The 19782-nt window shown below is 68.0% G+C and carries 21 protein-coding genes, 1 tRNA gene and 1 pseudogene; 17 read left to right on the top strand and 6 right to left on the bottom strand.

The window, feature by feature from the left end:
• The first annotated feature begins 190 nt into the window (after positions 1-190).
• The 6 genes from HWX55_RS01445 (at position 191) to HWX55_RS01420 (ending at position 5560) form a co-directional block, all read left to right on the top strand.
• Complete coding sequence (locus HWX55_RS01445) at positions 191-1090, top strand: M24 family metallopeptidase (protein WP_175973380.1); 900 nt, start codon at positions 191-193, stop codon at positions 1088-1090.
• A gap of 44 nt (positions 1091-1134) precedes the next feature.
• Positions 1135-2922 (top strand): SDR family oxidoreductase, encoded by a 1788-nt coding sequence (locus HWX55_RS01440; RefSeq protein WP_175973378.1) that lies wholly within the window; start codon positions 1135-1137, stop codon positions 2920-2922.
• 35 nt (positions 2923-2957) lie between these two features.
• Complete coding sequence (locus tag HWX55_RS01435; RefSeq protein ID WP_175973375.1) at positions 2958-3863, top strand: metal-dependent hydrolase; 906 nt, start codon at positions 2958-2960, stop codon at positions 3861-3863.
• A 79-nt stretch (positions 3864-3942) separates the two neighbouring features.
• A complete protein-coding gene (locus tag HWX55_RS01430) occupies positions 3943-4230 on the top strand; it encodes a hypothetical protein (protein ID WP_006480754.1) in 288 nt (95 codons plus the stop codon).
• A gap of 251 nt (positions 4231-4481) precedes the next feature.
• Complete coding sequence (locus tag HWX55_RS01425) at positions 4482-4859, top strand: DUF2917 domain-containing protein (RefSeq protein ID WP_175973373.1); 378 nt, start codon at positions 4482-4484, stop codon at positions 4857-4859.
• A gap of 326 nt (positions 4860-5185) precedes the next feature.
• Complete coding sequence (locus tag HWX55_RS01420) at positions 5186-5560, top strand: DUF2917 domain-containing protein (RefSeq protein WP_175973371.1); 375 nt, start codon at positions 5186-5188, stop codon at positions 5558-5560.
• Positions 5561-5756: 196 nt separating this feature from the next.
• Here HWX55_RS01420 and HWX55_RS01415 read toward each other — a convergent pair whose 3' ends face one another.
• On the bottom strand, positions 5757-6035 hold the full coding sequence (locus HWX55_RS01415; protein ID WP_006480752.1) for a hypothetical protein: 279 nt from the start codon (positions 6033-6035) through the stop codon (positions 5757-5759).
• 843 nt (positions 6036-6878) lie between these two features.
• On the opposite strand from HWX55_RS01415, the gene HWX55_RS01410 reads away from it, so the two are divergent.
• Complete coding sequence (locus HWX55_RS01410; RefSeq protein ID WP_069617375.1) at positions 6879-8180, top strand: NCS2 family permease; 1302 nt, start codon at positions 6879-6881, stop codon at positions 8178-8180.
• A 250-nt stretch (positions 8181-8430) separates the two neighbouring features.
• Here the strand turns inward: HWX55_RS01410 and HWX55_RS01405 are convergent, their stop codons facing one another.
• On the bottom strand, positions 8431-8718 hold the full coding sequence (locus HWX55_RS01405) for a DUF1488 domain-containing protein (protein ID WP_006486743.1): 288 nt from the start codon (positions 8716-8718) through the stop codon (positions 8431-8433).
• A 240-nt stretch (positions 8719-8958) separates the two neighbouring features.
• On the bottom strand, positions 8959-9234 hold the full coding sequence (locus HWX55_RS01400) for a DUF2964 family protein (protein WP_235356163.1): 276 nt from the start codon (positions 9232-9234) through the stop codon (positions 8959-8961).
• Between the two features lie 186 nt (positions 9235-9420).
• Between HWX55_RS01400 and HWX55_RS01395 the strand changes: the two genes are divergently transcribed.
• The 8 genes from HWX55_RS01395 to HWX55_RS01360 all read left to right on the top strand — a co-directional run bounded on the left by HWX55_RS01395 (position 9421) and on the right by HWX55_RS01360 (position 14879).
• Positions 9421-11334, top strand: a complete 1914-nt coding sequence (locus tag HWX55_RS01395) for a sigma-54-dependent Fis family transcriptional regulator (protein WP_175973367.1) — start codon at positions 9421-9423, stop codon at positions 11332-11334.
• Between the two features lie 82 nt (positions 11335-11416).
• Positions 11417-11719: a 2Fe-2S iron-sulfur cluster-binding protein gene (locus HWX55_RS01390; protein WP_175973365.1), complete on the top strand. Its 303-nt coding sequence runs from the start codon at positions 11417-11419 to the stop codon at positions 11717-11719.
• Between the two features lie 58 nt (positions 11720-11777).
• Positions 11778-12272 carry an SRPBCC family protein gene (locus HWX55_RS01385; RefSeq protein WP_175973548.1) on the top strand — a complete coding sequence of 165 codons (495 nt, stop codon included), beginning with the start codon at positions 11778-11780 and terminating at the stop codon, positions 12270-12272.
• A 93-nt stretch (positions 12273-12365) separates the two neighbouring features.
• Entirely contained in the window at positions 12366-12743 is a 378-nt protein-coding gene (locus HWX55_RS01380; protein WP_175973363.1) for a DUF2946 domain-containing protein, read from the top strand.
• Between the two features lie 291 nt (positions 12744-13034).
• Positions 13035-13400, top strand: a complete 366-nt coding sequence (locus HWX55_RS01375; protein WP_050012375.1) for a copper resistance CopC family protein — start codon at positions 13035-13037, stop codon at positions 13398-13400.
• Positions 13401-13492: 92 nt separating this feature from the next.
• On the top strand, positions 13493-13936 hold the full coding sequence (locus HWX55_RS01370; RefSeq protein ID WP_175973361.1) for a copper chaperone PCu(A)C: 444 nt from the start codon (positions 13493-13495) through the stop codon (positions 13934-13936).
• Positions 13937-13971: 35 nt separating this feature from the next.
• Entirely contained in the window at positions 13972-14145 is a 174-nt protein-coding gene (locus HWX55_RS01365; protein WP_175973359.1) for a hypothetical protein, read from the top strand.
• A 101-nt stretch (positions 14146-14246) separates the two neighbouring features.
• Complete coding sequence (locus HWX55_RS01360; RefSeq protein ID WP_175973357.1) at positions 14247-14879, top strand: LysE family translocator; 633 nt, start codon at positions 14247-14249, stop codon at positions 14877-14879.
• Positions 14880-14891: 12 nt separating this feature from the next.
• Here the strand turns inward: HWX55_RS01360 and HWX55_RS01355 are convergent, their stop codons facing one another.
• Positions 14892-16205, bottom strand: coding sequence for a leucine-rich repeat-containing protein kinase family protein (locus HWX55_RS01355; RefSeq protein ID WP_175973355.1), 1314 nt, complete (start codon positions 16203-16205; stop codon positions 14892-14894).
• A 143-nt stretch (positions 16206-16348) separates the two neighbouring features.
• On the opposite strand from HWX55_RS01355, the gene HWX55_RS01350 reads away from it, so the two are divergent.
• Positions 16349-16433, top strand: a tRNA-Leu gene (locus HWX55_RS01350).
• 74 nt (positions 16434-16507) lie between these two features.
• On the opposite strand, the gene HWX55_RS01345 is transcribed toward HWX55_RS01350, so the two are convergent.
• A complete protein-coding gene (locus HWX55_RS01345; protein WP_175973353.1) occupies positions 16508-17380 on the bottom strand; it encodes a LysR family transcriptional regulator in 873 nt (290 codons plus the stop codon).
• A gap of 139 nt (positions 17381-17519) precedes the next feature.
• On the opposite strand from HWX55_RS01345, the gene HWX55_RS01340 reads away from it, so the two are divergent.
• Positions 17520-18761: an MFS transporter gene (locus HWX55_RS01340; protein WP_175973350.1), complete on the top strand. Its 1242-nt coding sequence runs from the start codon at positions 17520-17522 to the stop codon at positions 18759-18761.
• Between the two features lie 76 nt (positions 18762-18837).
• Here HWX55_RS01340 and HWX55_RS01335 read toward each other — a convergent pair.
• Positions 18838-19761, bottom strand: a pseudogene (locus HWX55_RS01335) (3-keto-5-aminohexanoate cleavage protein).
• Between the last annotated feature and the right edge of the window lie 21 nt (positions 19762-19782).

Here is a 19782-nt window from a genome sequence, read left to right as displayed (position 1 = left end):
CCCATCCCCAAGGGCTGGCGGATGAGACCAAACCGGCTATGATTGTTACATCGAACAATGGCGCATTAAATGCTGACTGAATAATCCGCTCGGGATCATCGGCGGAGGCGTTCCGGATCAGCGCCCCAGCCTCGCACTGGACCCGCGTCGCGCCGACACGCAAACGCGGGCCGACACATGGAGACGCATCATGACCGCCCCCCATCCGCTGCCGGAAGTCCACCTCGACGAGCTGCCGCAATTCCGCGCGGTTCAGCAGCTTGCCTACCGCTGCGTCGAGACCGTCGGCGCGATGCTCTATCCGGGCATCACGGAAAAGGAAGCCGCGCGCCTGCTGACCGAATGGCTGCAGGACCACGGCGTGCACGACTGGCTGCACAAGCCGTTCGCGTGGTTCGGCGACCGCACCGCGTTCGACGGCTTCTCGGGCCTGAAGCACATGGGCGGCTTCAATCTCGCGTTCTTCCCGAGCAACCGGCAGCTCGAAACCGACATGCCGGTGATCCTCGACGTCGCGCCGGTGCTCGACGGCATCGTCGCCGACGTCGGCTACGCGCACTGCCTCGGCCGCAACCCGATCCTCGAGCAGTTGCAGGACGACCTGATGGACCATCGCGACCTGATCGTGCGGCTCGTGAAGGCGCGCCGGCCAATGGCGGAAGTCGCACAGGAAGTCGACGCGCTGTGCCGCCGCCAGGGCGTCGAGCCGCGTCACAAGGCGTATCCGTTCAAGGTGCTCGCGCATCGCGTCGCGAAGATCCACAAGCTGTCGAAGCCGCACTTCGTCGCGCGCTTCGGGCTGAATGCGACGCGCAACCTGCTGCTCGACCAGGGCCGCGCGGCGAAACGGCAGGGCTGGTCGCCGCTGTGGTCGATCGACCGCCGCTCCGAGCATGCGCCGGTGCCGGGCCTGTGGGCCGTCGAGCCGCATCTCGGCTTCGCCGGCGTCGGCGCGAAATTCGAGGAACTGCTCGTGATCACCGACGACGACGCGTACTGGCTCGACGACGACCTGCCGCACGTGCGCCGCTGGCAGCGCCGCCAGGCTGAACGCGCGCAGGCCGCGGCGAACGTTCCGGTCGCCGCCTGACGCGCCCGCACCTCCCCCTCGACTCCCTGAACGACGGACTCACGATGCAGCCTCTTTCCGACGAAGCGCCGCTGGCCCTGTTCGAATCGGTTCACGGCGAAACGGCGGTCGCCTCCGGCGACCTGACGCTCGCGGTCCGGACCTGGGGCGACCCGGCCCGCTCGCCGGTCGTGCTCGTGCACGGCTATCCCGACGACAGCAGCGTCTGGCAGCACGTCGCGCCGCTGCTCGCGCGCCGACACTACGTGATCGCGTACGACGTGCGCGGCGCGGGCCTGTCCGGCGTGCCGACGCGCACGGCCGACTACCATCTCGCGAAGCTGACCGACGATTTCGTCGCGGTGATCGATGCGCTCTGCCCGGGGCGCGCCGTGCATCTGGTCGCGCACGACTGGGGCTCGATCCAGGGCTGGGAATTCGTCACCGATCCGCGCCTCGCCGGCCACATTGCGTCGTACACGTCGTGCTCGGGGCCGTGCCTAGACCACGTCGGCTTCTGGCTGCGCGAACGCGTGCTGCGCCCGACGCCCGCGTCGCTCGCCAGGCTCGGCGGCCAGCTCGTGCGCTCGTGGTACGTGTATCTGTTCCACCTGCCGTTTCTCCCCGAACTCGGCTGGCGGCTGTGGCTGGGCCGCGCGTGGCCGGGCCTGCTGCGCCGGCTCGAGAAAACGCCTGCCGCGCCGCGCCCGACCCAGGCCGACGACGGCGCGCGCGGCGTGCGCCTGTATCGCGCGAACTTCATCCGCTGCCTGTTCGCGCCGCGCGAACGCTACGCGCACGCACCGGTGCAGACGATCGTGCCGCTCGGCGACAAATACGTGAGCCCCGCGCTGTCCGAAAACCTGTCGCGCTGGGTGCCGCAGTACTACCGCCGCGAAGTCGCGGCCGGCCACTGGCTGCCGCTCGCCGATCCCGCGCGCTTCGCGGATCTCGCCGGGCAATTGATCGACGCGGTCGAGTCCGGCAACGAGCCGCCCGCGCTCGCGAACGCGCGCCGCCGCGCCACCAGCGGACGCTTCGGCGGCAAGGTCGCGGTCGTCACCGGCGCGGGCAGCGGCATCGGCCGCTGCGCGGCGCTGGCCTTCGCACGCGAAGGCGCGACGGTCGTCGCCTGCGACATCGATCTCGCGAGCGCCGAACGCACCGCGCTGCTGATCGGGCTGACCGGCGCGCAGGCCCATGCGAAACGCGTCGACGTCGGGTCGGCCGACGAGATGGAAGCGCTCGCGGCGTGGGTCGGCAGCGAACTCGGCGGCGCGGACGTCGTGATCAACAACGCGGGCATCGGCATGGCCGGCGGCATCCTCGACACGAGCACGCGGCACTGGGAGCGCATCCTGCACGTGAACCTGTGGGGCGTGATCCACGGCTCGCGGCTATTCGCGCAGCAGATTGCCGCGCGCGGCACCGGCGGGCACATCGTCAACACCGCGTCGGCCGCCGCGTTCGGGCCGTCGCGCGACCTGCCCGCGTATGCGACGACGAAGGCCGCGGTGCTGATGCTCAGCGAATGCATGCGCGCGGAACTCGCGGACAAAGGCATCGGCGTGACCGCCGTGTGCCCCGGTTTCGCGGAGACGGGAATCATGGCGTCGACGCACTACGCGGGCGCCGACGCGCAGGACGAAGCGCGGCTGCGCAAGCGCGCGACCAGGCTGTACCAGATGCGCGGCCTGAAACCCGAAACTGTCGCGCAGGCGATGGTCGACGGCGTGCTGCGCAACCGCCCCGTCGTCGCGGTCGGCGGCGAAGCGCACGCGCTGCGCTTCGTCGGCCGCTTCATGCCGTGGCTGGGCCGGATGATCGCGCGCATCAGCATGGCATCGCATTGACGGCGCACGACGCCGCACAAGGACAGGGAGACAACATGACCGATACCGCCGACTATCACAAGATCAAGGCCCGGCACGTGAAGTTCGACTTCAGCGACACGCCGGTCACCTGGGTGCCGAACGATCCGGGCAGCACGCACATCATCAACACGCTGAACCTGCTGTTCCCGGAAGGCGAGCTGTGGTTCTGCCGCGTGTACAACAAGGCGCTGCCGCTGATCGCCGATGCACGCCTGCGCGACGAAGCCGAAGGCTTCCTGCGGCAGGAAGCCGTGCATTCGCGCTCGCACGGCGGCGTGCTGAAGCACTACTACGACCGCCACGGCATCGACACGAAGCCGTTCACGCAGAAGCTCAACCGGCTGTTCACGCGCGCGCTGGGCGAGCAGCCGTTCGGGCTGAAGATCGGCCATACGCGCTTCTGGCTGCGGCAACAACTCGCGGTGATCGCGTCGCTCGAGCATTTCTTCGGCTATCTCGGCAACTGGGTGCTGAACGCGCACGGGCTCGACGAAAGCCGGGCGGACCCGACGATGGTCGATCTGCTGCGCTGGCACGGCGCCGAGGAAGTCGAGCACCGCACCGTCGCGTTCGACATCTACCGGCACCTGGGCGGTACCTATCCGGAGCGCTGCGTGCACATGGCGTTCGTGATCCTGCTGCTGCTCTACTACATCACGACCGGCGCGAAATTCATGTACCGGCGCGACCCGGACGCCGGACGCTACCCGGGCTTCGTGCTCGCGTGGTGGCAGGGTTCGCGGCGCGGGCACCTGCCGTCGTTCTGGAAGGTGATCGGCGCGGCGCTGCGCTATTTCAAGCCGGGCTATACGCCGCACCACGAAGGCTCGACCGAGCAGGCGCTCGCGTACCTCGCGCGCTCGCCGGCCGCGCAGGCGGCCGCGCACGGCGGCAACTGGGGCACGACGAAAGGCGCATAAGCGGGCTTCCGGCCGGTTCGGGGGGCGGCGCCCGCCGAAATGCGTACAATCGCGGCTTCAATTTCCCGGAGGTGCCGCGATGGCCATGAAGAAAACAGATCTCGAAAAGAACAAGGCGCTCAAGCTGACGCACGCGATGAAACAGTCAAGCTCCGCGCGTTTCGGCAAGGGCGCCGACGAAGCGGCCAAGCTGGACCGTCGCGCGCAGCGCAAGCTCGACCAGGAACAGGGCCTCGTGCCGTTCGCGTGCAAGCTCAACGCCGAGCTGGTCGAACAACTGAAGGCCCGCGCGGCCACGCACCCGGAAGGGATGACGGGCCTGCTGTCCGAGCTGCTCGTGAACGGCCTCGCGCAACGCGACGCGTAACCGCCACGTCTGCCGACATTTCCGTTGACACGCCTGCGCGGCCACGACACACTCGTTCGCATGCTCATGCTCAAGCCCGTCGCCATCGCGCATAAAAACCGAGTGAACGCCCATACGCGGCGATCACCGGAGGCGCTTGTGCGTTAGCATCGAAATTCAGTCACGCATGTCACAAGGCCTCGCCGGAAACGGATGAGGCCTTTTGTTTTGGTGCGCGTCATCCCGCCCGGCTCAACGGAATGGAGATGACGATGGACCAAGCAAGCCGGCTGGTTGCCTGCCCCGATCGGTGTCGCACCGATACGATCGCATTGCCGAGCGTCGAATTGCATTTCACGGTCGCGCCGCGCAAGACGCTGACATGGCGCGCGCGGCACGACGCCGAGATCCGCGTACACGACGCCACGCTGTGGATCACGCGGCTCGGCAGCGTCGACGATTACTGGCTGCGCGCCGGCGACGTGCTGCGCGTGCGGCGCGGCGATCGCGTGTGGATCGGCAGCGGCGACGACCGGCCTGCCGAAGCATCGATCACGACCGTGTACGTCATGCCGCGCGATACGCGGCTGGCGCGTGCGCTCGCGTGGATGCGCGAGCGGCTGAATGGGCAATGTCGAAGTCGCGCATGACGCCCACATCGCTGCGCACCCGACTCCCGTGCGCGGCGACCTCACGAAACGCCGCATGCGCACGGCAACGCATCGCCCGCGCATATCCCGAAAATAGTCGTTGACAACGCCGCACACCCGCAAAAAAATCGTTCGCATGCCTACGCTCAAGCTCATCGCCATCGCGATTCATTGCCCGGTGAACATTCGAAAGAATGGATCACGGGAGGCGCTTGTGCGTTAGCAATCGAGCAGTACCGCATGTCACACGAGGCCTCACCGGAAACGGATGAGGCCTTTTTGTTCTGGTGCACGTCATCCGTCCGGCTCACTGAATGGAGAAGACGATGGACCAGGCAAGCCCGCTGTTTGAACGCCGCGATCGACGCGTCGCCGGCACGATCGCGTTACCGACCGTCGTGATCCGTTTCGCGGTCGCGCCGCGCACGACGATGACCTGGCGCGCGCCGCAGGACGCGGAGATCCGCGCGCACGGCGCGGCGCTGTGGATCACCCGCCCGCCGGGCATCGACGATTACTGGGTGCGGCCCGGCGACGTGCTGCGCATCGCGCGCGGCGAGCGCATCTGGCTCGGCACCGATGCCGACCAGTCGGCCGAAGCGACGATCACGACCGCGTACGCGCGGCGCGGCGAACGCATCACGCGCATGCTCGCACACGTGCAACGTTTGCTCGTCGGGAGAGGGAGAAGGAGCGGATGAGCGGCGTGCCGTTGTTTCGAACGCGCTACGAACACGTTACGCACGCGTCAAGCACGCGACATGCGAAACGGCCGCGATCGGAAACGGACGCACCCGCGGCGCGGCGCGCCGCAGGTGCGCATCGAAGGACGCGGCACGTCGATGCGTGCCGCGAGCGATCGCGCGCCGTGCGCAGCGACGGGATGCAGCAGACGCATCAGGTGCTGGCGGCGAGACGCGGGCCCGTGCTTCGAGGCGTGGAATCGAGGTCGGGACGTTGCGCGGCCTGCGAGGTCACCCACGGATCGATGCCTTGCTTCTGCACCTCTTCGAGGAATGACACACGTGTGCGCCAGTAATCCGCTTGCAATTTCGCATCGATGACGCGCTGTTCGGCTGCGAACAGTTCCATGCGCGCCGTCACGAGCATCGACGCAGCGGTTTTTTCCGGCGTGGGGGCGTGTCGCATCGCCCAACGGCTGATCCAGTTCAACATGCTGACCTCCGTGATTACGGACGAACCCGCATCGGGCAATCGCGATCGGCCATGCCTGACCGGCCGTGCCGAACTAGCCGTGCCTGCCCAAACGCGCAACGGCCTTGACCGCCATTCACCGCCTGGCCTGCACGGACTGCGACTCCCCCGCGTCGGCAATGACCGGCCGGCGTGTGGATGCGCGGTGTATCTATCCTAGAAAGACTTGCCGGTTTACGCGATGGGGCCTTGCAATCTTTTACATAGAAACCACAGTCGCCCCCGCATCGCGAAATGACAGTTGCGGACGGGACGGCTTCGGCGCAGGATAGCCCGATCCCTGCGACTGCCTGGACTGACGAATGGCCGCTGCACGCGGTTGCCGTGCCGCGTATCCGCACCGGCCGCATACGTGCGTTCGCTCGCATGCACCGCGTTCGTGCAGCATGCGGGCGCACCGTTTCAGTCGCATGTCATCGCGCACCGGCCGCACGCGACGCAGCCGGCTGGCCGTTGCGCACGCATCGGCCGCGTTGCGCACGCATCGACCGGTTTCGCCGGCCCGCCCGCGCCCATTCACGCTCCTACCGCGCCCCTACCGCGCGTTTCCCGCGGTTCCCCATTTCTGCCGGCCCGCGCCGCGCGAACCGGTAAAATTCGCGCCGTCGTCACGCGGGCGGGAGCCGGACCGTTCGCGCGCAGGCAACCGATCGTGCCCTCCAACTATATCGTCCGAGCTATCCACGCTATTACAATCCGCCGATAGCCGGACAATAGTGGCTGGTTACAGTTAGCCGGCCGCGCTGCCTTTACAACAATTCGGCACAACAATCAACACGACAATCCGACCGGAGAAACGCCTTCATGGAATTCATCAAGCGGTATTTCGGCTTCGCTGAAGCCGGCACCGACTTCCGCACCGAGATACTCGCGGGCGTCACCACGTTCCTGACGATGGCCTACATCATCTTCGTCAACCCCGCGATCCTTGGCGACGCCGGCATGCCGAAGGAATCCGTGTTCGTCGCGACCTGCCTCGTCGCGGCGCTGGCGTCGATCATCATGGGCCTGTACGCGAACTACCCGATCGCCTGCGCGCCCGGCATGGGCCTGAACGCGTATTTCGCGTACACGGTCGTCAAGGGGATGGGCTTCACGTGGCAGGCGGCGCTCGGCGCGGTGTTCATCTCCGGCTGCCTGTTCCTGCTCGTCACGCTGTTCCGCGTGCGCGAGGCGATCGTCAACGGCATTCCGAAATCGCTGCGGATTTCCATTACCGCCGGCATCGGCCTGTTCCTCGGCATCATCTCGCTGAAGACGTCGGGCGTGATCGTCGGCAACCCGGCCACGCTCGTCACGCTCGGCGATCTGCACAAGCACGAGACGATCCTCGCGATCGTCGGCTTCTTCACGATCGTCACGCTCGACCACCTGCGCGTGCGCGGCGCGATCCTGATCGGCATCATCGGCGTGACGATCCTGTCGTTCTTCTTCGCCGGCAACCAGTTCCACGGCGTGTTCTCCGCGCCGCCGTCGATCGACGCGACGCTGTTCAAGCTCGACATCGGCGCCGCGCTGTCGACCGGCATCATCAACGTGATCCTCGTGTTCTTCCTCGTCGAGCTGTTCGACGCGACGGGCACGCTGATGGGCGTCGCGAATCGCGCGGGCCTGCTCGTCGAAGGCAAGATGAACCGGCTGAACAAGGCGCTGCTCGCCGACAGCACGGCGATCGTCGCGGGCTCGGTACTCGGCACGTCGTCGACCACCGCGTACATCGAGAGCGCATCGGGCGTACAGGCCGGCGGCCGCACCGGCGTGACGGCCATCACCGTCGCGGTGCTGTTCCTCGCGTGCCTGTTCATCGCGCCGCTCGCCGGCGTCGTGCCGGGCTATGCGACGGCGCCCGCGCTGCTGTACGTGTCGTGCCTGATGCTGCGCGAGATGGTCGAGGTGCCGTGGGACGATGCGACGGAAGCCGTGCCGGCCGCGCTGACCGCGCTGCTGATGCCGTTCACGTACTCGATCGCGAACGGCGTCGCGTTCGGCTTCATCGCGTATGGCGGCCTCAAGCTGCTGACGGGCCAGGCGCGCACGGTCAAGCCGATCGTATGGATCATCGCGGCCGTGTTCCTGTTCCGCTTCTTCTATCTCGGCAGCGAGTGAGCGCGGAGCGCGGCGCGCGCACCGACGCGGCGCACGATGCACACGCCACCTTCGGGTGGCGTTTTCGTTTGCGCACGATGCTTTCGCGAGCTTCACGAATCGACGCGCATGCCCCTGCCGACGCTCGGGCGATCCCGCCCGCCGGCCCACATACGAAAATGCCGCCCGGCCCCACCCGAACGGCATTGCGTGAAAGGCGGCGTCTTCGCGTGCACCCGCCCGGGCGCGCCGCGAGACGGGCGTCGTGCCGTCAGCGCCAGTTCGCCTCGTAGAAACGCACGTAGCCGCTGCGCAGCGTCACGCATTGCGCGCGCGTTTCCGACAGCAGGCGCCGTGCGGCCGCCTCGATACGCTCGCGGTGCTGGTCGAATGCGCCGACCATGTCCTCGAAGCGCGGCGATGCCGCGCCGAAGTGGTCTTCCAGCGCCTCGGCGGTGATCTGGCATTGGACCCGCTCGCCATTGACCAGCGCCGTGAACCCCAGCATCAGGTCACGCCCCGAATACTCCGGCTTCTCGTTCGTGAAATGGATCTGCATGGGAGCCGCCTCGACCGGTAGAAAACGAATGACCGCGTCCGTCGTCCGCTACCGGCCGGACGAAATGTACGCGGGCTCGCCGGCGGAGGCCCCGACCGCGGAGTGTGGCGCGGTCGCTGCATGCCGGTTGAATTCCACTTTAGACGGTTTCGCGCGGGACACAAAAATTTCGGTGTGCGTCGTTCCGACGCGCATTTCGTCTGATCTGCGCGGCATCCGGCACCGTTTCGGAAAACGGCGTCAGTGCGGATCGGTCGGCCAGATGTTGAGCGCGATCGCGGCGGTCGTGACGCCCACCGCAATCGCGGCCGCCCCGTATCTCACCGCATCGGTCAGATCGAACAGCAATCCGTGGATCGCCACGGCAATGCCGCCCAGCATGATGAAGGTGGCGATGGCCGCCAGCACGACTCTCAGTTCCGTCCGAACCATGATGCGTCTCCCGAACGGATGCATGTCGCGTCGCATGCATGTTGCAGTGCGGAACACGGCGCGTGCGTGCTCCATTTCCATCATTGCAGGCGGGCGCTTGAAAGCAAGGGGATTTTATCGGCAGTCGCGCATCGCACGTGGCGCTTGTATGATGATGCGTACCCGGACGAACGGCTGTCGCGCCCCATGGTGCGCCGCGAGCGGAGACACACTCCGCCGCCGCTTCCGATCCGGTCGGCCCCGGCGGCTCCGGGGAACAGGAGACACATCATGCCGCAACCCTTCGTGCTGCCCGCCACCGCGGGGCGTACCGACCTGCTCGCGCAGGCGCATGCGCGTTCGACCGCGGTCGGCCTGCGCGCGCACGAGCGTCCCGATTTCGCGCCGCTGTCGCGCGTCGCGCTGCGCGCACTGCTCGACACGAACCACACGCTGTTCTCGCACGCCCGCCCGGTGATGGAGGATCTCCACGCGCAGATCGCCGAGACCCAAAGCCTCGTGCTGCTGACCGACGCCGACGGCGTGATCCTGCACAGCATCGGCGATGCCGACTTCATCGAGAAAGCCAACCGCGTCGCGCTGTGCAACGGCGTGTCGTGGGCCGAAGGCGCACGCGGCACCAACGCGATCGGCACCGCGCTCGCGTCGGGCCAGGCCGTCGTCGTGCACGGTGCCGAACACTTCCTGCGCGCGAACCACATCCTCACCTGCGCGTGCGCGCCGATCGTCGATCCGTTCGGCCGCACGCTCGGCACGCTCGACGTGAGCGGCGACCCGCGCGGCTCCAGCCCGCATACGCTCGCGCTCGTGCGGATGTCCGCGCAGCTGATCGAGAACCACCTGTTCGCGAACCAGTGCGGCGAAGCGCTGCGGCTGCGCTTTCACGCCCACGAGGATTGCGTCGATTCGCTGTTCGCCGGGCTCGTCGCATTCGGCCCCGACGGCGGGCTGATCGCCGCGAACCGCAGCGCCCAGTTCCAGCTCGGCGCGTCGTTCGACACGCTGCAGCATCAGGCCAGCGACGCGTTGTTCGGCATGCGCTTCGCCCAGCTCGCGCAGCAGGCCGCGCGCGCGCCGGGCGCGACGTTCCGCCTGACGCTGTCGACCGGCGTGCGCGTGCTCGCCCGCTGCGAATTCCCCGACGTGCAGAAAACGACCGTCGCCGTCACCCCGCCGGCGCCGGCCGCACGCGTGCGGGCGCCGGACCCCGATGCGATCACGTTCGCGACGCTCGACACCGGCGACGCACGCATGGCCGCCGTGCTCGAACGCGTCGCGAAGATCCGCGGGCGCGACCTGCCGCTGCTGATCCTCGGCCAGACCGGCACCGGCAAGGAATGGCTCGCCCGCGCGCTGCACCACGCGTCGCCGCGCGCGGACGGCCCGTTCGTCGCGGTCAACTGCGCGGCGCTGCCCGATTCGCTGATCGAGGCCGAACTGTTCGGCTATGAGGACGGCGCGTTCACCGGCGCGCGCAAGCGCGGCAGCCCCGGCAAGATCGCGCAGGCCGACGGCGGCACGCTGTTTCTCGACGAAATCGGCGACATGCCGCTCGCGCAGCAGGTTCGGCTGATGCGCGTGCTGCAGGAGCGCGCGGTGATGCCGCTCGGCGGCGCACGCGCGGTGCCGGTCGACGTGCGCGTGGTGTGCGCGACCCACCGCGACCTGCGCGCGATGATCGCGGACGGCACGTTTCGCGAGGATCTGTTCTACCGGATCAACGGGCTCGCGGTCACGCTGCCGGCGCTCGCCGCGCGCACCGACCTGCCGGCGCTCGTCGAGCGGATTCTCGCGCGGCTCGCGCGCAGCGAGCCGATGCCGCGCCGCGTCGCGGCCGACGTGTTCGACGCGTTCGCGCGCCACCGCTGGCCCGGCAACCTGCGGCAGATGACCAACGTGCTGCGCACGGCCGGCATGCTCGCGGAAGACGAAACCGAGATCACGCTCGCGCATTTGCCCGACGATTTCTGGCTCGACTGCGACGATGCGCCGGCTGGGCTAGCGGCGGCCACACCGGCTGCATCGACCCCATCGGCCGGCAAGCGCGAAGGCACGACGCTGCACAGCCACCAGGCCGCGATGATCGACGCGGTGCTCGCGCGGCATGGCGGCAACGTATCGGCGGCCGCGCGCGAACTCGGCCTCGCCCGCAATACCGTGTACCGCTATCTGCGGCGGCACTGACGCCCGTGGCTGGCGGCCGTCGGCCGCCGGCGGCTTCGGGTATGCTTGACGCGTTGCCGCCGAACCGCCGCCCGCTTCAGTCATGACCGATCCAGAACGCCCGCCCGTCGTGCGCATCGAGCCGCTCGGCGCGACTTTCGATGCACCCGATTCGCTGACCGTGCTCGAAGCCGCCGCGTTCGCGCGCGTGTCGCTGCCGCGCTCGTGCCGCAACGGCACGTGCCGAAGCTGCCTTTGCCGGATCGTCAGCGGCGGCGTACGCTACACGATCGAATGGCCGGGGCTCTCCCGCGAGGAAAAGGCCGACGGCTATACGCTGCCGTGCGTGGCCGTCGCGACGTCGGACCTCGTGCTCGACGTGCCCGACGCGGCCATGCTCGACTAGCCGTCGCGCGCGGCCGCGCGCGTCGCTCTGCAATGCTCGATCCTGCATGGAGAACATGATGGTCCAGCAAACCGATCGCATCGAAAAACAGGCGCTGCTCGCCGCGTCGCCCGACCGCGTGTGGGCAGCCGTCAGCAACTCCGGCGAATTCGGCCAGTGGTTCGGCGTGTCGTTCGACGGCCCGTTCGAGGCCGGCCAGTCGCTGTTCGGCCGCATCACGCCGACCCGCGTCGACGACGACGTCGCCAAGGCGCAGGAGCCCTATGCGGGCACCGTGTTCGAAATCGTCGTCGACCGTATCGAACCCAAGCAACTGTTCTCGTTTCGCTGGCATCCGTTCGCGATCGATCCGAATGTCGATTACGCGTCGGAGCCGATGACGCTCGTCACGTTCACGCTCACAGCACAAGCCGGCGGCACGCTGCTCACGGTCACCGAGACGGGTTTCGACCAGTTGATCGAAGCGCGTCGTGCGACGGCGCGCGACATGAACGACCAGGGCTGGGCCGCGCAGATGACGCTGATCGCGAAGTATCTGGCGCTGCACGCATAGCGCGCCGCGATGCCGCAGGTGGGTGCCGACCGGCGAACCGGCGTGCGTGGCATAATCGCCCGCATCGTCAGTCCACCCGCCGCCGTGCATCGCATGCTGAGTCGTCGCCTCCGGAAGATCGGCAGTCTGATCGGGATGCTCGCCATCCTGATGACGGCGCTCGCGCCGACGATCTCGCAGGCGCTGACCACGCAGGGGCGCGTCGATGCGCTGTTGGCCGGCTACTGTTCGGCCGCGCCGGCCGCCGGCGACCACTCCGCCGATGCGTCGACGAAAAGCCTGCAGGCCCATCTGCAGGCATGCGGCTACTGCAGCCTGCTTGCCCATACGCCCGCGCTACCTGCTCCCGAACTGACGTTCGCGGCCCACGTGCACGCGATCGAGCATCGCGCGGCAACCCGCTTCGAAAGCCTGCGCCGCGCGCTGCCGCTCACGGCCGCGCAACCGCGCGCCCCGCCGTTCACGTCCTGATCCGTCGCCATTGCGCGTAATGCCGTCGTGCATCGCGTCGCCCGCGCACGCCGCCCGCGTGCGCGACGTGTCACGTTTCGAAGGACGATCATGTCTCACCCTGCTGCGCGCGGCGTCGTGCCGGGCGCGCGGTTGGCCGCCACCGGTTCGGATTGCCGTGCCTGCATTCGCCCGCATGCGAATGCGCGCCCTCGCACGTCCGCGCTAAGCGCCGCGGACATCGATGCCGCTCGCGCAGCCGTCCGTCGAATCCGTCTTTTTCCATCCGATTCGTTACTCGCACACCCAGCCATGAAAACCGCTACTTTCGTTCGCGGCGCACTTGCCGCACTCGGCTTCGTCGCCCTCCACGCCGCGCATGCGCACGCGCTCCCGAAAATGCAGGACCCGGCCCCCAACGCCACGCTGTCGAGCGCGCCGCACGCGGTCACGATCGATTTCGGCGAAGCGCTCGAGCCGGCGTTCAGCTCGATCGCCGTGACCGACAGCCAAGGGCAATCGGTCGTCGACGGGAAGTCGGCCGTCGACGCCGGCAACCGGAAGCGGATGCACGTCGCACTGGCGAGCCTGAAGCCCGGCGCCTATACCGTCGCGTGGATCGCGGTGGCCAGCGACGGCCATCGCACGCACGGCCGCTATGCATTCACGCTGAAGTAACGCACGTCACGCCGGGGATGCGCATCGGCGCCCCGTGCCGACCGCATTCGCATCGATGCCGCCGGCATCGCACCCGATAAGGAGAACCAACGATGAAACGCTCGATTCCGACCGCCCTGCTCACGGCGCTGGCGCTGCACGCGTCCGCCACCTTCGCCGCGCCGGCTATCCAGGCCGATGCGTGCTGGATCCGCACGATGCCGGCGACAGTGCCGTCCTCCGGCTACTTCACGCTCAAGAACGGCGGCGACGCACCCGCGACGCTGATCGGTATCGACACGCCCGCCTACGGGATGGCGATGGTGCATGAAACGCAGACGAGCGGCAGCACCGCGAAGATGGTTCACGTCGACTCGGTCGTCGTGCCCGCACATGGCACGCTGACGTTCAAGCCGAAGAGCTACCACGTGATGCTGGAGGAGCCGCGCCAGGCCGTCGCGCCCGGCGCGAAGGTGCCGGTGCGGCTGCATTTCGCGGACGGCTCGACCGTGTCCGTGACCTGCGACGCGAAGGCGCCGACCTACGCCGGCCAGTAACGCCGCCCGCTCACGACCGAAGCAAGGAGACGCACATGAAACACCGCCTGCCGCTGGCCGACCTGATCGTCCGCTACCGGACCCCGCTGAATGTCGCGGTACTGATCGCCTGCGGATTATGGGCCGCGTGGATCGCGTGGATGACGCGGCCTGCCGCCATCGACACGCCGCCGTCGATTCCCGCGTACTGCATGCGCGACGCGCGCTGACGCGCCGCGACCGCACGGTTCCGGCGGTAGCGGCCCGCGCCATTATTGGCGTGCGATCATCGCTTCATCCCGACTGCCGGAACCGCCTTTCGGAGCGCCGCATGTCCATTCAGACCTGGATGCTGTTTGCCGCAGCCTATCTCGCCACGACGCTGTCGCCGGGCCCCAACGTGCTGCTCGTGATTCGCAACACGGTGCGCTACGGCGCGCACGGCACCGCCGCGACGATCGCCGGCAACCTCGTCGCGCAGGGCGTGGTCGTGCTGCTGGTCGCGCTTGGCGTCGGCGCGGTGCTGGCGGCGATGCCGCCGCTATTCGTCGCGATGAAGGTGATCGGCGCCGCGTACCTGATGGTTCTGGGGGTCCGGCAGTTGCGCGGCGACCGTAAGGCCGGCGTCGCATCGAGCGGCGCGGCGGAGCGCGCCGTGCCCGATCGCCGGAAGCTGTTCCGCGAAGCGCTGTTCGTGTCGGGCAGCAATCCGAAGACGATGATCTTCCTGTCCGCGTTCATGCCGCAGTTCGTCGTGCACGATCGCCCGCTCGCGCTGCAGTTCGTCGTGATGTACGCGACGATCGCGTGCACGGTCGTGGTCGTTCACAGCGTCTATTCGGCCGGCGTACGCCGTCTGCATCGCGGCGTCGGCATGAGCCGCGCGGTGCACGCGCTCAAGCGTGCGAGCGGGTTGCTGTTCGTCGGGCTCGGCATCAAGCTGCTGACCGCGCGGCAGGCGTAAGCCGCATCCCCATCAGCCCATGCGAACGGCCAGCGCGGCCGTGATCTCGTCGAACGACGGCCGCGCGTCGACGTCCTCGTTCATGCACGCCGCCGCCAGCGCATCGAGCGCGCCGGCGTGCGGTTCGCAGCGCTCGAGCAATTCGCCGAGCAGATAGCCGAACGCGCGCACTTCGAGCCGCTCGAACCTCGCGCCGCGCGTGCGCTCGTTCACGTCGTACAGCGACGCCGCCCCGAAATCGCCGAGCAACGCGCCGCCTGCGCCGTCGTGCAGGATGTTGTGCGCATACAGGTCGCCATGCATGATGCCGCGCGCATGCAGATGGGCGGCGACCGACGCGATGCCGTGCGCGATCCGCAACGCGTGCGCCGGATCGAATTTGGTATCGGCGACATAGACGTCGCGCGTGCAGGACGCGAAGCTCGGTGGCCCGGCGAGGTTCGTCAGCGCGGGATCGACCTGCTCCATCACGAGGCCGTGCGTGCCGTCCGGATGCCCGCGCACCTTACCGATCACCGGGATCAGGTGCGGGTGGCGGCCGGCATGCAGGCATGCGGCCATTTCGCAATCGGGCAGGCCGTCGCTCGTCACCGCGCCCTTGAACAGCTTGAGCGCGACCGTCCGCGGCGGATGGCCGTCCGCCCGCCATTGCGCGCGATAAATGACACCCGACGCGCCCTCGCCCAGTTTCCGTTCACATGACAGCGCGGCCCAGTCGATCTCCGCGACGTCCGGCCCGGCGGACGCCGCGGCCTCCGGCGCCGCGCCGAACGGGTTGCCGGCCACGGCGAGCCACGCGAGACGCGGCAGGCGCAGCAGCCAGTCCGGCAACGCGGGCAGCCGGTTCGCCGACAGGCGCACCAGCTCCAGCGCGCGGCACGCGGCCATTTCCGCGGGCAGCGCCCGCAGCCGATTGCCGGCCAGCATGAGCTTCTGCAAGCGCGCGCAGTCGCCGATGTCGGCCGGCAGTTCGTCGATCGCATTGTCGGTCAGGATCAGCCAGCGCAGCGCACGCGGCAGCGCGCCGCGCGGCACCGTGCGGATCCGGTTCGCCTTGAAGCCGATCATGTCGAGTCGTTCGCACGCGCCGAGCACGTCGGGGAACGCGGTGAAGCGGTTGCCCGACGCGAACAGGATGCGCAGGCGATGCAGCCGCGGCAGATCGTCGGGCAACGCGGACAGCGCATTGCCGGTCAGGTCGAGCACTTCGAGCGTGTCGGCCAGATCGAAGATCTCGCGCGGAAATTCGGTCAGTCCGCACGCGAGCTTCAGTTGCCGCGCGCCCGACAGTTGGCCGGCCTGCAGTTGTTCGAGGGTGTGGGTCACGGGGAGAAAACGGGGGGCGGTTGCGGGGACCCGTCGGGTCGATCGGACGAATTCTACCGGGATCGACGAGGTGCCCGTACACGACCTTGTCATCCCCCCTTCACAAATGCGAAATGTGACGTTAGAATTGCGCCCCTTGCAGTGCCGACGTGGTGAAATTGGTAGACACGCTATCTTGAGGGGGTAGTGGCGAAAGCTGTGCGAGTTCGAGTCTCGCCGTCGGCACCAGATGCGTTTTCCTCGCATTCCCGCATTTCAGAAACCCGCGACAGCAGATGGCTTCGCGGGTTTTTTGTTGTCCGCTACGCGAGCAGCAGAAAATTCCGCACCACCGCGGACGGCTCGTCGCAGCGCGACGCAATGGCCAGCCTCGCGCGAAACCGGTTGCCCGCGAACGGCCGGTATACGACCCCGGGAACCTGCACCTGCGTAATTGCCTTCGGCACGACCGACACGCCGAGGCCCGCCGCCACCAGCGTCACCGCGGACGCGATCTGCGGCGCCGGTTGCGCCATGCGCGGCTCGAACCCGGCCGCCTTGCACGCGGCGACGATGTCGTCGAACAGCGCGCCGCCGGCCGCGCGCGGCACCTGCACGAACGACTCGTCGGCCAGCTCCGCCAGCTCGATGCGCCGGCGCTGCGCCAGCCGATGCGCGACGGGCAGCGCGACGAACATCGGCTCCTCGTCCCAGTCGGCCACCCGCAGCGTCGCGGCCGCTCGGCGCTCGGGCCGCACGATCGCGACGTCGAGGCGCCCGGCCTCCAGCGCCTCCAGCAGCACGCCCGACGTCGCTTCCTGCAACGTCAGCTCCGCATCCGGAAACGCCTCGCGAAAGCGGCGAATCAGATCCGACACCTTCGGATTGAACGCGGCCGTCCCGGTGAAGCCGACCCGCAAATGGCCGGTTTCCCCGCGCGCGGCGCGTCTCGCCGCCCGTGCCGCGCGCTCGGCATCGTCGAGCACGCGTCGCGCCTCTTCCGCGAAAACCTCGCCCGCCAGCGTCAGCTCGGCGCCGCGCGCGGTCCGCTTGAACAGCTCCACGCCGAGCTCGTTCTCGAGCGCCTTGATCTGCTGGCTCAATGGCGGCTGGCCGATGCCGAGCGTTTCGGCGGCCTTCGTGAAATTCGATGCGGCCGCGACGGCCAGAAAATAGCGGAGATGCCGGAGTTCCATGCGTGACGTGACCTCGCGGTGAGTCGGGCTGGGCTATCAGCCAGTGTTAAAACATATTGCTGCGGTTCATTTCATATATTGGACATATACATGACCGTGCGCAAGAATTCGTGTATTCCGTCGCACATCGAGTGCCCCCATGTCCTCCGCTTCGATTTCCCGCTCCATGCCCGGTACGCAACCGTCCGCGCCCGATACGCTGCCGGCCGGCGTGTCCCCGCGCTCGGCCGCGTACAAGCGCATCGCGTTCGCGCTGTTCCTCGCCGGCTTTGCCACGTTCTCGCTGCTGTACTGCGTGCAGCCGCTGCTTCCCGCGTTCGCCCGCGAATTCAACGTCGGTGCGGCGTCGAGTTCGCTGTCGCTATCGCTGTCGACCGGGATGCTCGCGGTGTCGATCCTGTGCGCCGGCGCGCTATCCGAACGGGTCGGGCGGCGCGGGCTGATGTTCGTATCGATGACGCTGGCCGCGCTGTTCAATCTGCTCGCCGCGCTGTCGCCGAACTGGCATCTGCTGCTCGTCTGTCGTGCGCTCGAAGGCTTCGCGCTGGGCGGCGTGCCGGCGGTGGCGATGGCCTATCTCGCGGAAGAAATCGCCGCGGACGGGCTCGGCTTCTCGATGGGGCTCTATGTCGGCGGAACCGCGTTCGGCGGCATGATCGGACGGATCGGAATGAGCGCGCTCGAGGAGCATTTTTCGTGGCGCACGGCGATGCTGTCGATCGGCGTCGTCGATCTGCTCGCGGCGCTCGCGTTCGTGATGCTGCTGCCGGCGTCGCGACGCTTCGTGAAGCGCACCGACCTGACGCTGCGTCACCACTTGCGGCTGTGGCACGCGCAATTGCGTCACGCGCGCCTGCCGTTCGTGTTCGCGATCGGCTTCCTCGTGATGGGCGCGTTCGTGACGATCTACAACTACGCCGGGTTCCGGCTCATGGCGGCGCCGTTCAACCTGAGCCCGACCGCCTGCGGGCTGATCTTCGGGGCCTATCTGTTCGGGATGGTGTCGTCGTCGAGCGCCGGCGCGCTCGCCGATCGTCTCGGGCGGGCGCCGGTCCTCGTCAGCGGCATCGTCGTGTTCGCGGCGGGCCTCGCGCTGACGCTGTCGCACTCGCTCGTCGCGATCGTCGTCGGCATCGTGCTCGTGACGATCGGCTTCTTCGTCGCGCACTCGGTCGCGAGCGGCTGGGTCGGCGCGCTCGCGGGCGCCGCGAAAGGGCACGCGGCTTCGCTGTATCTGCTCGCCTACTACGTCGGGTCGAGCGTGCTCGGCTCGGTCGGCGGCGCGTTCTGGCAACGCGGCGCGTGGACGAGCGTCGCCGCGTATGTCGCGGTGCTGCTCGTCGTTGCGCTGCTGGCGGCTCGGCGCTTGAGTCGCGCTTGAGCCGCGCGTGATGCGGCGCGGGACGGCCGCTCGCTCGCGGCCGGCGCCCTTCCCCAGGCAACGCGCCCGGCGAACATCAAGCCATCGCAAACTCCGGACGCACGCTCGTATCCTTGCGCGGCAGGCCCAGCATCACGCGCGCTTCAGCCGGCGACGCAACGTCGTAATCCATCTCCCTCAGCAGGCGAACGGTCCGCTCGACCAGCGCGACATTCGTCGTCAGTTCGCCCTGCCGGTAATACAGGTTGTCCTCGAGCCCGACGCGGATGATCGCGCCGCCGAGCAGCAGCGCGTTGATTCCCGCCGGCAACTGGGCCGGACCGATGCCACTGACGCAGAACAGGCTGTCCTTCGGCAACAGGTCGACCATCTATCGCAGCACCCGCGGCGTATACGGCATCGCATTCTGGAAACCACGGTGCGCATTGAGCACCATGTTGACGACATAGGGCGGCTCGTCGAAACCCTGCTCGATCAGGCTCGCGACGTCCTGCAGGATATGGGCCGGATTGAACACCTCCCATTCCGGCTTGATCCCGCGCCGCTTCATGCCGTCGGCCAGTTCCCGGCAACGCGACGGCGGCGTATTGAGCAGGACTTCCGTGCCGTTGAACGTCGCGTTCATCGTGCAGGCGTCGAGCGTGCACATCTCCGCGCCCGCATCCATGCCCTTCAGGCGCTCGTTCCAGACGGTATCGAGCAAGCCGTCCTCGAACGGCTTCACCATGTCGCCGTGAATACCGCCGCCGGTCGAGTTGTTGATCACGATGTCGCATTTCGCGCGAATGCGTGTGTTGATGTCGCGATAGATTTCCGCATTGCAGGTCGCGAGGTCATTCGGCAGGCGCGCATGAATCGCCACGACACTGGCGCCCGCGTTATAGCAATCGTAGACGTCTCGTGCGATGTCCGCGGGCTGGGTCGGCAGATTCGGATTCTGCGACTTGAACGCCATGCCGCCCGTCGGCGCCACGAGCACGATGATTTTCTTGTTTGCCATTTAGGTTTCCTCTCCATTTCG

It is taken from the genome of Burkholderia sp. BCC1047 (assembly GCF_902833155.1).
In the GTDB taxonomy this organism is placed as follows: domain Bacteria; phylum Pseudomonadota; class Gammaproteobacteria; order Burkholderiales; family Burkholderiaceae; genus Burkholderia; species Burkholderia sola.
The sequence above is the reverse complement of the archived record's forward strand: the minus strand, read 5'-3'. Positions and strand labels throughout refer to the sequence as shown.